This window comes from Agromyces sp. H17E-10, from assembly GCF_022919715.1.
Taxonomy (GTDB): Bacteria; Actinomycetota; Actinomycetes; order Actinomycetales; family Microbacteriaceae; genus Agromyces.
The window spans coordinates 534,463-547,172 of sequence record NZ_CP095042.1; the positions used below are offsets into that span (position 1 = coordinate 534,463).

General features: G+C 67.7%; 11 protein-coding genes. 8 read left to right on the forward strand and 3 right to left on the reverse strand.

The window, feature by feature from the left end:
• The first annotated feature begins 41 nt into the window (after positions 1-41).
• From MUN74_RS02505 to MUN74_RS02515, 3 genes are read left to right on the forward strand one after another with little or no spacing between them, the layout of a single operon-like run.
• Entirely contained in the window at positions 42-1,130 is a 1,089-nt protein-coding gene (locus MUN74_RS02505) for a nitroreductase family protein (protein WP_244854798.1), read from the forward strand.
• Entirely contained in the window at positions 1,127-2,095 is a 969-nt protein-coding gene (locus tag MUN74_RS02510) for a lysylphosphatidylglycerol synthase domain-containing protein (protein WP_244854799.1), read from the forward strand. Before MUN74_RS02505 ends, MUN74_RS02510 begins: the two co-directional genes overlap by 4 nt.
• On the forward strand, positions 2,092-3,336 hold the full coding sequence (locus MUN74_RS02515) for a polysaccharide pyruvyl transferase family protein (RefSeq protein ID WP_244854800.1): 1,245 nt from the start codon (positions 2,092-2,094) through the stop codon (positions 3,334-3,336). The genes MUN74_RS02510 and MUN74_RS02515 overlap by 4 nt, the downstream gene beginning before the upstream one ends.
• 300 nt (positions 3,337-3,636) lie before the next feature.
• On the opposite strand, the gene MUN74_RS02520 is transcribed toward MUN74_RS02515, so the two are convergent.
• Positions 3,637-4,728: a hypothetical protein gene (locus MUN74_RS02520; RefSeq protein WP_244854802.1), complete on the reverse strand. Its 1,092-nt coding sequence runs from the start codon at positions 4,726-4,728 to the stop codon at positions 3,637-3,639.
• A gap of 138 nt (positions 4,729-4,866) precedes the next feature.
• Between MUN74_RS02520 and MUN74_RS02525 the strand changes: the two genes are divergently transcribed.
• Together MUN74_RS02525 and MUN74_RS02530 are read left to right on the forward strand one after the other, a co-directional pair.
• Positions 4,867-5,010 (forward strand): hypothetical protein, encoded by a 144-nt coding sequence (locus tag MUN74_RS02525; protein WP_244854803.1) that lies wholly within the window; start codon positions 4,867-4,869, stop codon positions 5,008-5,010.
• A 117-nt stretch (positions 5,011-5,127) separates the two neighbouring features.
• Complete coding sequence (locus MUN74_RS02530; RefSeq protein WP_244854804.1) at positions 5,128-5,478, forward strand: hypothetical protein; 351 nt, start codon at positions 5,128-5,130, stop codon at positions 5,476-5,478.
• Here MUN74_RS02530 and MUN74_RS02535 read toward each other — a convergent pair.
• Positions 5,458-6,453: a glycosyltransferase family 2 protein gene (locus MUN74_RS02535; RefSeq protein WP_244854805.1), complete on the reverse strand. Its 996-nt coding sequence runs from the start codon at positions 6,451-6,453 to the stop codon at positions 5,458-5,460. The two genes, MUN74_RS02530 and MUN74_RS02535, sit on opposite strands and share 21 nt — an antisense overlap.
• Positions 6,454-6,627: 174 nt before the next feature.
• On the opposite strand from MUN74_RS02535, the gene MUN74_RS02540 reads away from it, so the two are divergent.
• A complete protein-coding gene (locus MUN74_RS02540; protein WP_244854806.1) occupies positions 6,628-8,694 on the forward strand; it encodes an acyltransferase family protein in 2,067 nt (688 codons plus the stop codon).
• Between the two features lies 1 nt (position 8,695).
• Here MUN74_RS02540 and MUN74_RS02545 read toward each other — a convergent pair whose 3' ends face one another.
• Positions 8,696-9,991 carry a UDP-glucose dehydrogenase family protein gene (locus MUN74_RS02545; RefSeq protein WP_244854807.1) on the reverse strand — a complete coding sequence of 432 codons (1,296 nt, stop codon included), beginning with the start codon at positions 9,989-9,991 and terminating at the stop codon, positions 8,696-8,698.
• Positions 9,992-10,051: 60 nt separating this feature from the next.
• Between MUN74_RS02545 and MUN74_RS02550 the strand changes: the two genes are divergently transcribed.
• Positions 10,052-11,446 carry an O-antigen ligase family protein gene (locus MUN74_RS02550; RefSeq protein ID WP_244854809.1) on the forward strand — a complete coding sequence of 465 codons (1,395 nt, stop codon included), beginning with the start codon at positions 10,052-10,054 and terminating at the stop codon, positions 11,444-11,446.
• A complete protein-coding gene (locus MUN74_RS02555; RefSeq protein ID WP_244854811.1) occupies positions 11,443-12,699 on the forward strand; it encodes an O-antigen ligase family protein in 1,257 nt (418 codons plus the stop codon). The genes MUN74_RS02550 and MUN74_RS02555 overlap by 4 nt, the downstream gene beginning before the upstream one ends.
• Positions 12,700-12,710: the final 11 nt, after the last annotated feature.

A 12,710-nucleotide genomic window follows, 5' to 3' on the forward strand; every position in this document is an offset into this window, starting at 1 on the left:
TACGTCGTCTTGTCCCGTCCCTCCCTCCCGAAAGCACACCAATGTTGAATCGCGTCAAGCGTCTCGTCTATGCGCTCCTCGCCGTCCCGTGGATCCGCAAGGCGTACGAATTCGCGAACACCGTGGTGCTCGAGACCTTCGGATCGAGCCGGATCCTCACGCACATCCTCTATTTCTTCGCGTTCCTCACGTTCAACCGCGAACAGTCGGCGGTGCTTCGGGGCCGGCGTGACTACTACCGCAACAAGCGGTCCTCGACGCGCCGCACCAGGGTCGAACTCCGCCGGAACGTGCACCGCCTCGAGAAGGCACTGCTCATGCGACCGCGCCGTGCGGTCTTCGCCACCGACTACATCGGCGAGACGATCGAGTTCTACACGAAGGCGCACGCCCAGTGCTCCCTCGACGATGCAGGTATCGACCCCGGCGAGATCTCCTGGGCGCACGACGTCCTGGCGACGTACTTCAACTCGATCTCCGAGCCCAACCCGACCATCGACGCGGCGCGCGCCGCGTTCGCCGGCCTGAGCCTGCCGACGACCGGTGAGCGGCGACCGTACTCGCGGGTCACGAGTCCCGACTCGGAGGTCTCGTACGACGATCTCCTCACGCTCGCGCACCGCCGCCGATCGGTGCGGTGGTTCGAGCAGCGTCCCGTGCCGAGAGAGCTCATCGACCAGGCGTTCATGGTGGCGCGGCAGGCACCGACGGCCTGCAACCGCATGCCGTACGAGTTCCGCGTGTTCGACGACCCGGAGCTGGTGCGGACCGTCTCGGCGATCCCCTTCGGCGCCGCAGGTTACGCCGAGAACATCCCCACGATCATCGTGGTCATCGGCAAGCTCGACTCGTACTTCAGCCCCCGCGACCGTCACGCGATCTACGTCGACGCGGCGCTGGCATCGATGTCGTTCATGTTCGCACTCGAAACGCTCGGCCTGAGTTCCAGCGTCATCAACTGGCCCGACTTCGAGCCGCTCGAGTCACGTATGCAGAAGACGCTCAAGCTCGGCATGCCCGACCGCGTCGTGATGCTCATCGCAGTCGGGTACGCAGATCCTGATGGCGTCGTCGCCTACTCGCAGAAGAAGGAACTCGACACCTTCCGCTCGTACAACGTCGCTGGATGATGGCGCGGTGGTCTCGGCGTAGCAGGACCGTCGTCCGCTGGACCGCATCGATCGCGATCATCGCGATCGTCGGGTACTTCTTCGCGTCCGCCCTCGCCGCCAACTGGGAGCAGGTCGTCGAGCTCGACATCCAGTTCAACGCCTGGAGCGTCGGCGCGATCGTGCTGTTCGCCGTCGCCGTCCCGCTCTCGGGACTCCTCTGGTGGCAGATGCTGCGGATGCTGACCACGACACGGGTGCGGGTGCTCGAGGTGGTCGCCGTCCAGTGCCTGTCGTGGATCCTCAAGTACGTTCCCGGCCAGGTGGGCTCGGTCGCGAACAAGCTCGTGTGGGCGCACGGGCGCGGCATCAGCAAGTCGCTCGTCGCGATCACGTTCGTCTACGAGAACGCCTTCCTGCTGACCGCATCGATCGTTCCCTCCGTGGCGATCCTGCTCGCCTCGCTCGGCTCGCAGATCTTCGTCGACAACGCGACCTCGCTGCTCCTGCCCCTCCTCGTGCTCATCCCGTTCGTCGTGATCGCGAACCCCAGGTGGTTCCACTGGATCGTCTCGCAGCTGATTCGTCGCACGTTGAAGCGCGAGGTCCCTGCGGAGTACTTCCTGAGTTCGCGGCAGGGCCTCCTGCTCCAACTCGAGTTCTTCGTTCCCCGAGCGTTGAACGGAATCGGATTCCTGTTCGTCGGCGCATCGGTGCTCGACCTGGCGCCGAACACGTGGCTCCCGCTCGCGTCGGCATACGTACTGGCAGGCGCGATCGGCATCCTCGCGTTCTTCGTCCCCTCGGGCCTGGGCGTGCGGGAGGCTGTGATCGTGCTGATCGCCTCCCAGTACATGCCGACCGCCCAAGCGGTGGTGCTCGCGCTGCTCAGCCGGCTGTTCGCCACCGCGGCCGACGCGCTCGTCGCCGCGCTCTACGGAATCCTCCGCCTCATCGACCGCAAGAAAGGCCTCAGCCCGCAATGACCTCCATCGTGATCATCGGTTCCGCGCTCTCAGGCAACAAGGGTGCAGCAGCGATGCTCGAGAGCGCCATCGACACGCTCGGCGCACGCCTGCCGGACGCACGGTTCACCCTGCTCAGCATGTATCCCGATCGGGATGCAGCGCTGAACACGTACCCGAACCTCGAGATCGTCCCCGCAGATCCGATCCAGCTCGGCGTCGGCATCAACTCGCTCGCCCTGTTGCACCGGATTCTGCCGCCGCTGCGCTCGACGATCCAGCGACGGTCGCGCGCCATCCGTGCGTTGGCGAACGCCGACGTACTGCTCGATCAGGGCGGAATCACCTTCACCGACGGTCGTGAGAAGTTCCTGCTCTACAACGTCGCATCCATCCTTCCGGCCTTCAACACGAAGACACCGGTGTTCAAGTGCGCGCAGGCGATCGGCCCGTTCAAGAACCCGATCAACCGTTGGGCGTCGAAGACCTTCCTGCCCAAGGTCGACACGATCGTGACGCGAGGTGCCATCACCCAGCGCTTCGCCGACGGGCTCGGGTTGACGAACACCTTTCCGGGGGCGGACTACGCCTTCTCGCTCGAGCTCCGGGGCGACGAGCGGTCCTCGCTCGCGGGGCGGATCGACCTCGAAGGACTGTCGGGCGAGCGCCGGCTCGTCGGCATCTCCCCGAGTGTCGTGCTCCAGAAGAAGGTCGAAGCCCGCGGCGGCGACTACGTCGCGATGATGGCGGGATTGGCGCGACGCATGGTCGACGCCGGTTACGACGTCCTCGTTCTGCCGCACAGTGCACGAACCGGCACCGAGAAGACGCACAACAACGACCTTCCCCTCTGCCGGGAGATCGTCACGCGGATCGGCGAGTCGCCGAACGTGCATTTCGTCGCCGACGAACTGACGTCGCAGGAGCTGCGCTTCCTCATCGGCATGTGCGCCTTCTTCGTGACCAGCAGGTTCCACGCGATGATCTCGAGCCTCTCGATGGGGGTGCCGACCCTCGTCATCGGCTGGAGCCACAAGTACGAGGAAGTCCTCGAGATGTTCGAGCTTCAGGATTGGGCGATCGGAAGCGCCGACGCGACCGAGGAATCGGTCTGGGCCCGATTCGGATCGCTGGTGGAGGCGGAGCCGGAGGTTCGCGCCCACCTGGCCGAGCACCTGCCTGAGGTGAAGGCTCGCTCGCTCAAGCAGGCGGACCTCATCGCTGACCTGGTGAGGACGTCCTCGGTCGGCAACCCGGCTTGACGGTCGCCGCCGGTCGGCCGCGATCGGTCCGGCGAGTTCGCTCCCGCACCGGAATCGAGCGGAGCGATCGGCGGACGAGTCATCCCCCTCGCGGCGTCAATCCTGGTCCGCATCCTCGCCGTCACGGTCGCGACTCTGCACGAACGGAGCCGCGCACCGTGCAGGCACGTTCCGCGCAGGAGCGCGGCTCGAGGCGCCGGGTGCAGCCCCGCTCCGGATGTCATGTGGCTCACGATGGTCGCCGCCGCTCCTTCGAGCCTGTCGCGTGCCGCGCATCCGGATGCCGCTGACGTGGCTCCCTCAGGACGCGAGGCGGAACACTTCGAGCATGCTCATGCGTGCCGGGCTGAGATGTGCGAGTCGGAGATCGCCCTGCCGCTCGACCCGCCATCGCGCGTTGTCGAACGTCGCCTCATACGCGGTTCGCAACTCGAGGTCATCGAGAAGCTCGAGCGCACGCTCCGCTCTGGCGAGGATGGGCTCGGCGGCGATGGGTCCGACGAGATCGAGGTCCCGCGCGATCGACATGGACAGGTCTGAGGGCCCGTCGACGACGGAATCCGGGCGACCGTACACGGTCAGCGGCTCGACGCCGCCGAGCGGGCCGCCGAGCACCCGAAGGCGCTCGGCGATGTACGAGCGGTCGAGGTTCCTCGCCGGATCGTCGTATTCGTGGGCCGCGACGTCCGGAGCGAGAAGGATCGTGTGGTCGGCGATACCTGCAGCGGAACCCCGGAATGCGACCCCGGGCCGCCGCCGCCGACCCTCGGCGGGCGTGTGCGCCAGTCGAGCGAGATGCAACTGCATGACCGGGTGCACAGTCGTCATCTCGACGCCGATGTGGCCGGCCGAACCGTGGACGCCGTTTCGGTAACCGAGATAGTAGAGCTCGGATGCATCGCGGAGCGCCGGATCGGCGCCGATGCTCGCCACGCCCTTGTCGAGTTGCGCGGCGAGCGCTTCGCGAGCGGGTCCGCCCTTCACCGCAAGATCGAGCAGCTGCGGGATGGTTCTCCATCCCCACTGACCTTTGTGGATCTCGGCACCGAGCCCGGTGAGCCCGAAGCGATGGCTGTGCGCGCGCGTGGTGCGCGCCGGCCCGTACGCGTCGTACGCGCCGAGAAGCGTTGCGGACCAGAGGGTGAGCTGATCCTCCGCCTCCTCGGTCGTGGGCGGCAGGCGGTCACGCTCACGACGGATGCCGAATCGTCTCGCGAGGCTGACGCCGACTCGGTAGTCGCCGGCGTACCGGGGGCCGTGATCGACGGTCCTGGTCGTATATCGTTCGTTCGTTCCGGTGGCCACGACGGCGGCGAGCACCAAACGTGAGTCGTACCCGCCTGACAGGTCGAGGTTCGGAGTCCAGCCGTCGATGTCGGCGAGCGTCGCCACCGTGCGACCGATGTCTCGGGCGCCGGCGCGGACGGTCGCGATGCCGTCGAGGCGGCCGGAGGTGACGCGTCGCCCGATGGCGGTCCCGGTGAGCCGCCACTCGAGCCGGTCGAGGCGTAGTCCCTGACCCGCCGGAACATGACCGATGTCGGCGACGATCGTGTCGGTGGAGACGGTCTGACCGGCGACGGCGTTCAGCGCCGTCCTCGCGAGCAGCGCCTCTCGGTGCGGAGCCACGCCGATGCCGAGTGCGCGGCGGAGGCTGGCGAGCACGAGCAGTGAGTCGGAGGCCGCCGCGAATCCGGCTCCCGTCGTCTGCAGAAGTCGCGCACCGCCGAAGACGTCTCTGTCGATCGTGAGGTGCCGTCGGCCCCACGTAGCGACGAGGTACGTTCCCCCGTGCGCACCCGGGTCGCTGCGGATTCGACGGGGCGCGGCGAGCCAGCCCTCGACGCCGAAGACCATGGCGTCATCGTCGGGTGCGACCAGCGTTCCGCGGAAGAAGATGCCGGCGCGAGTGGAGCGCATCACGTCCTTGCTGATGACGACGAGATGCCGGCCACGGCCGAGTTCCGCCCGAGCGATGTCCGTTCCGGCGGCGTGGCGCTGAATCCACGTGTTCACGGGGGCTTCCGTGGCATCGTCGTGCACGAGGAACAGATAGTTCGACATCAGGAGAGCGTATCCGCATCCGCCGCGACAGGACACGGCCGGACTTCGACGCCGTTCTCAGGCGGCGTCGGCGCGTGAGACCGCCACCGCGTCGGGATTGGGCACCCCGACTGCGGGACCGAATTGCATGCGCTTCGTGCGCTCCAGTGAATCCTCGAGCAGGATCCGGTTGATCCGCATCAGATCCGCGAGGAAACCGAGCGCGAACGTCAGCAGTCCACCGACGAGCAGCGCGGAGCCGAGGATGAGCGACTGGATGTGGTCGCCTGCGGCCCCCGACGACCACAACACGAGGTAGCGCACGAACGGGATCAGCGAGAGGACGGTCAACACCAGGCCGAGGGGTACGAGGAACGCGAGCGGACGGAACATCAGGTAGCTTCGGACGATCGCCCGACCCGACTCGCCGACGTGCTGCCACATCGAGCGGAAGAGGCGAGACTCACGCGTCTTCGCGTTCGTCGTGATGGGAACACTCGCCAGCTTGAGCCGCTTGTGTCCCGCCTGGATGATCGTCTCCATGCAGTAGCTGAACGTCGTCACGACGTTCAGGCGGATGAGCGCCTCGCGCGAGTACGCCCGGAACCCGCTCGCGGCATCCGGAATATCGGTTCCGGCGGCTCGATTGACCACCCAGCTGCCGAACCGCTGGAGCAGACGCTTCAAGGGTGAGAAGTGGGCGATCGTCGAGGTCTGGCGGTCGCCGACGACGATGTCGGCGACGCCCTGCCGGATCGGCTCGATGAGCGCGGGAATGCGTTCCGACGGGTACTGGTTGTCGCCATCGGTGTTGACGACGATGTCGGCACCGTTCGCGAGCGCGTAGCTGACACCGTCGGCGAACGATCGCGCCAACCCCATGTTCCGCGTGTGCCGCACGAAGTGGGTGATCCCGAGCTCCCGAGCCACCTCGACGGTACGATCGCTCGAACCGTCGTCGATGACGAGGATGACTACTTCGTCGACGCCGTCGATCTCTCGGGGAATCGAAGCGAGTACCGCAGGGAGAGTCGCCTCTTCGTTGAGGCACGGGATCTGGACGAAAACCTTCATTGGGGGATGTGTTCTTTCATGTCGGCTGAGCAGGCATGATCGTACCCCATTCGCCGCCCGCCGACATGCCGCGGTCGGTCCGTGAGCCGGGTCGAATCGGCTCCCGTGAACCGATGAGGGATACTTGCATGTCGATGAACACGATCCCGGCCACCGGGGCACGAAAGGACCGAGATGACGTTACAGGCTGACGCGGGTGTCGCCGCACCGTCTCGTGCCGCACAGCCACGTCAGGGATTCCGTGCCGACATCCAGGGCCTCCGTGCCTTCGCCGTCGTCGTCGTGATCCTCGATCATCTCTTCCATTGGCCGAGTGGTGGGTTCGTCGGCGTCGACGTGTTCTTCGTCATCTCCGGCTACCTGATCACCTCCCACATCCTCCGAGAGCTCGATCGAACCGGACGCCTGTCGTTGTCGGGGTTCTACCGCCGTCGCATCCGGCGAATCGCGCCGGCGGCGACGGTCACCATCGTCGTGACGGTCGCGATCTCCGCCTTGGTCCTCCCCTATGGTCGGGCCATGTCGATCGCCGTCGACGGCGTCTGGGCATTCTTCTTCGGCGCCAACTGGCGGTCGATGGCGGTCGGCACGGACTACTTCCAGCTCGGTCAGCTCCCCTCGCCGCTTCAGCACTACTGGTCGCTCTCGGTGGAGGAGCAGTTCTACTTCGTCTGGCCGCTCCTCACGATGGTCGTCTTCGTCTACGCGATCAGGCGCTGGCACGCCGCGCGTATCGCGCGGGTCGCCGTCACCGCCGTCTTCGCGATCCTCGTCGTGGCGTCATTCGGCTGGGCGATGGTCGAGACCGCCACGAACCCCACCGCTGCGTACTTCTCCACGTTCACACGCGCCTGGGAGCTCGGAGTGGGTGCGCTCCTGGCCGCCGTGTCGCTAGGGCGCTGGTCGATCCCCTTCGCCTTCCGCGTGGTGCTCGCCTGGCTGGGCGTCGCGGGTCTCATCGCGAGCGTGTTCCTCATCGATGCGACCTCGCCGTTCCCCGCCCCGACGGCGGCGCTTCCGGTTCTCTCCACTGCAGCCGTGATCGCCGCCGGGATCGGGATCGGCGGTCGGACGTACGACCGCGCCCTCTGGCCGATCACGAACCGGGTGAGCACGTATGTCGGTGCCGTCTCGTACTCGCTCTACCTCTGGCATTTCCCGGTCATCGTGCTGCTTGCCGCGTTCGTCCCCCTCGAGTCGAGGCGCTACTACGTGCTCGCGCTCGCGATCACAGCCGTCGTCTCGGTGCTGTCCTACCATTTCGTCGAGGAGCCCGTCCGTCGTTCGACGTGGCTGCTCCCGAAGGCCCCCGGTGCGAAGCCGGACCGTCGCGGCCCGATCGTCGCAGCGGTCGCCGTCATGGCATTGGTCGCCGTCGCTGGGCTCGGCGCCGCGCGGCTCGCGACACCGCCCCCCGCTGCCTCGACTCCCCCGCCGTCCGCGGGTGCGTGCTTCGGGGCGGAAGCGGCTCCCGGGGCCGACGTCACCTGCTCCGTCGACGAGGGAGTGACCGCGGACGACGTCGCACCGACGCTCGACCAGTTGCCTGACGACACGGCGGGTGGATACTCGTGCTGGCGTCAGAAGGGCGGTCCGCTCAAGACCTGCACCTTCGGCTCCGAGGAGCCCGACGCGATGAAGGTCGCCCTCGTCGGCGACAGCCACGCCGCCGCCATGCTCCCGGCATTCCTCGATCGAGCCGAGGCTCTCGACTGGTCCCTCGACACCTACACGGGATTCGGGTGCCAATGGCGGGACCAATCCGACGGCAGCGACTGCGATGCGGTGGCGGACGAGATCCAGCAACGACTCGTCGACGGCGACTACGACCTGGTGATCACCACCGCCGCGAGGTGGGCGATCGCGGATGCGTCGCCCGAGTCCTTCAGCACACGGTGGGCCGAGGTCGCATCGACGGGTGCCGAGGTCGTCGTCGTCAGCGCCGTGCCGACCGTCCCCGAGACGGCGTTCGCCTGCCTCTCACGAGTCGGCGCCGATCTCTCCGAATGCACCACGTCGCGCTCGGAGGCGACCCAACCCACCGACGTGCAACTCGAGGCCGCGGCGCAGGCCGGTGTCGATGTGGTCGACATGACCGACTTCTATTGCACGGAGACGGAATGCCCCATGGTCATCGGCGATGTCATCGTCTACCGCGACGCCGCCGGCCACATCTCCGGCACGTACATGAAGACGATGGCGCCGTACCTGATCGAGCGGATCGAGGCGGTCACCGGCTGATTCAGCGGCGACCGAGGCCGTGGTAGTCGAACCCGGCCGACTTCCACGTCGAGGGATCGAGGACATTGCGTCCGTCGATGATGCGGGGCGCAGCCATGAGCGCATCGACGTGCACGGGATCGAGGGCGCGGTACTCGCCCCACTCAGTCACGAGGACGGCGAGCTCCGCTCCGCGAAGCGCTTCCTCGGTGTCGTGGACGTACTCGAGCTGCGGATGCTTCGCCCGAGAGTTCTCGATGCCGAACGGGTCGGTGGCGACCACATCCGCGCCGAGACCGTGCAGTCGGGCGGCGACGTCGAGCGCCGGAGAGTCGCGGATGTCGTCGGAGTCCGGCTTGAACGTGAGGCCGAGCACCGCGATGCGCTTCTGGAAGACGGACCCGCCGAGCAACTCGACCGCGAGGTCGATCACTCGTTCACGTCGCCGAAGGTTGATCGCATCCACCTGACGGAGGAATGCGACCGACTCTGCGCGACCCAGCTCTTCGGCTCGCGCGGTGAACGCGCGGATGTCCTTCGGCAGGCAGCCGCCGCCGAATCCGATACCGGCGTTGAGAAACCTCCGGCCGATTCGCGCGTCGTGTCCGATCGCGTCCGCGAGGGTCGTCACATCCGCACCCGTGACCTCGGCGATCTCGGCCATCGCGTTGATGAAGCTGATCTTCGTGGCGAGGAAGGCGTTCGCCGCGGTCTTCACGAGTTCGGCGGTCGCCAGGTCGGTGACGATCCTGGGGGTGCCTGCGTCGAGCGCGACCCGATAGACCGCGTCCAGGACCTCGGCATGGGCATCGTCGGTGACCCCGTACACGATGCGGTCGGGCGTGAGGGTATCGGCGACGGCAAAGCCTTCGCGGAGGAACTCCGGGTTCCATGCGAGTGCCGCACCCGTATCGGCGATCCGCTCGGCGAGCGCGGCGGCCGTGCCGACCGGCACGGTGCTCTTGCCTGCGACGAGCGCGCCGGGGGTCAGCACCGGTCGGAGCGCGTCGATGGCGCTGTGGACGAATCGGAGGTCCGCACCATCGGCGTCCGCGAGCTGCGGGGTCCCGACCGCGAGGAAGTGCACCTCCGAGCCCGCCGCCTCGGTGATGTCCGTCGTGAAGCGGAGGCGCCCGCTCTCGACGCCTTCGATGAGCAGTTCGGGGAGTCCCGGCTCGTGGAACGGCGCCTCGCCTGCGGCAAGTTTCGCAACCTTCGCAGGATCGGTGTCGACGCCGACCACCTCGTGCCCGAGCTTCGCCATCGCGGCAGCGTGCACCGCACCGAGGTAGCCGCAACCGATCACTGAGAGCTTCACGTTTCTCCTTCAGGTAAATCCAGTCCATTCTGCGGCATCCGGCCCGGTAGCCTTGACGCCATGACTCCCGCACGTCGCAACGCGCTCACGGGCGCGTACGCGACGTTCGCGCTCTTCACCCTCCTCGCCGGCCAGTTCTGGCGCAATCTGCTGGGGTGGTGGGGCTTCGGCATCGTCGCGGCGCTCGTCATCGTCGGCGGCATCTGGCTCGTCGCGACGACGCGACCGACGTGGGTGTGGCGTCGGGTGCCGAAGTCGACGCTCGTCTTCCTCGTGATCGCGACGCTCTCGATCGCGTGGTCGTTCTACCCCGGTGCATCCGCGCTCGGGGTCGCGCTCACGCTCGCGACGACGTTCGTCGGCGTCGCCCTCGTGCTGTGCCTCAGCTGGCCGCAGTTCGTGCGGGCGCTCAGTGCTGCCCTCAAATGGGTGCTCGGCCTCTCACTGCTGTTCGAGCTCTGGGTCGCCGTCGTCGTCCGCCAGCCGCTGCTGCCGAACTTCCCCGACTTCGACGCCAGCGCCGAGAAGCTGCCGATGGCGTTCTACTGGTCGCGCGCGCTGCTCTTCCACGGTGGACCGGTCGAAGGCATCGTCGCGAGCCGCAACCTGCTCGCGATGGCGGCGCTGCTCGGCCTCGCCGTCTTCGGCACGCTCGTCGCCACCGGCACCATGCGGCGCGCGAGCGGTGTGTTCTGGCTCGTCGTCGCCGCGGCGACGTTCGCGCTGACTCGGTCGGCGACGGTGATCCTCGTCGCCGCCGTCGTGGCCGTCGCCCTCGGGTTCGCGCTCTGGGCGCGTCGCGTCGGTCCTGACCGCCGGCGCGGCGTCTACTGGACGGCCGGCGGCGTGCTCGTGGCATCCGTGACCCTGCTCGTGGTGTTCTGGGGTCGCCTCCTCGAACTGTTCGGCAAGGGCGACGACCTCACGGGCCGGCTCGACATCTGGAACTCGGTCATCGGCATGATCGGCGAACGCCCGTGGTTCGGCTGGGGCTGGGTCGGGTATTGGAACCCGTTCGTCGAACCGTTCACCGATCTCGCGGTGCGCAAGGGCGTCGTCTACCTGCAGGCGCACAACGCCTGGCTCGACGTCTGGATGCAGCTCGGCGTCGTCGGCCTGCTCGCGTTCGCCGCCATCGTCATCGGGGCACTCTGGCGGTCGTGGTTCCTCGCCGTCGACCGGCCGATGGATGCCACGGGCCGAGCACTCCCCTATTCGGCTGCCGCCCTGCTCCCGCTGCTCCTGATGGTCGCGCTCATCGGGCAGAGCCTCGCCGAGAGCCGCCTGCTCGTCGAGAGCGGGTGGGCGCTGCTCGTCGCGGTCGCGTGGGCGACCAAGCGCCGGCAGTGGGCGCCGGAGCCGCTCCGGGCGGGGCATGACGAGCGGAGTTATCCGTCGGGTGCGGGTTTCGAGACGTCGCTGCGCTCCTCCTCGACCGGCGAGGATCGCGCTTGAACTGGGGCGCGGTGCGCGAGTTCACGGGCTCGGCGCGATTCGCCCAGGCGCTCGCGCTCATCGCGATCGGGCTCGCGTTCTCGACGCACGCGGTGCGTTCGCTCATCGGCTGGCCCGGGCTGCTCGCGGCGCTCGGCGGGCTGCTCGTCCTCTGCGCCGCCTCGCTCGTGACGCGTTGGCGGGCGATCGAGTGGTACGGCATCCTGCCGCTCACGATCCTCATCTTCGTCGGCTGGAGCGCGGCATCGGTGCTCTGGAGCAACGCCCCGCTCGCCTCGGCGGTGCGGGTCGCGTACCTCGTCGCCTACGCGGTGCTGGGCATCTACATCGCCCTCATGCGCGACACGATCCAGATCGTCCGCGCGTTCGGCGACGTGTTCCGGCTGCTGCTCGGCGTCTCGCTCGCCCTCGAGGTGTTCTCGGGCATCCTCGTCGACCAGCCCATCGGATTCCTCGGCATCGAGGGGAACATCGCGTTGCTCGGGCCGATCCAGGGCATCTTCGGGTCGCGCAACCTGCTCGGCTTCGTCGCGCTCGTCGCGCTCATCACGTTCATCGTCGAGTGGCGTACGCACATCGTGACGCGAACGCGCACGATCTTCTCGATCTCGCTCGCGGCGCTCTCGATCGTCTTCGCAGGCTCGCCGACGACCTGGATCGCGCTCGGTGCCGCCCTCCTCGCACTCGCCGCCCTCTACGGTCTGCGCCGCGTCGCCGAACAGAATCGGTGGCGCTGGCAGCTCGGCCTCCTCCTGCTCGTGGCGGCAGCGCTCGTCGCGGGGTGGATCTTCCGGATCCGCATCATCGAACTGCTCGACGCGAGGGCCGAGTTCGACGTGCGCCTCGACCTCTGGCGCGAGCTCTCGCGCTATCTGAGCCTCAATCCCCTGCAGGGCTGGGGCTGGGTCGGCAAGTGGCCGGATGCTCCGCCGTACACGTGGCTCGAAGCCGGTGTCGGCCGAGCCCACGAGTCGGCGCTCAACGCCTACCTCGACGCCTACTTCCAGATCGGCGTGATCGGCGTGCTCGCGTTCGCCGCACTCATCGGCGTCGCCCTCGTTCGCTCGTGGCTGCTCGCCTCCAACCGCCGCAGCGTCGTCTACCTGTGGCCGGCGCTCGTGCTCGTCGCGGTCACCGTGACGAGCGCCGCCGAGAGCTTCGCCCTCTACGAGGGCGGATGGATGCTCGTGGTCATCTGCGCGGTCAAGGCTGCCCGCGACATGAGCTGGCGCGACGCGCTCAAGCGAAGCTGAGCCGCTCGGTC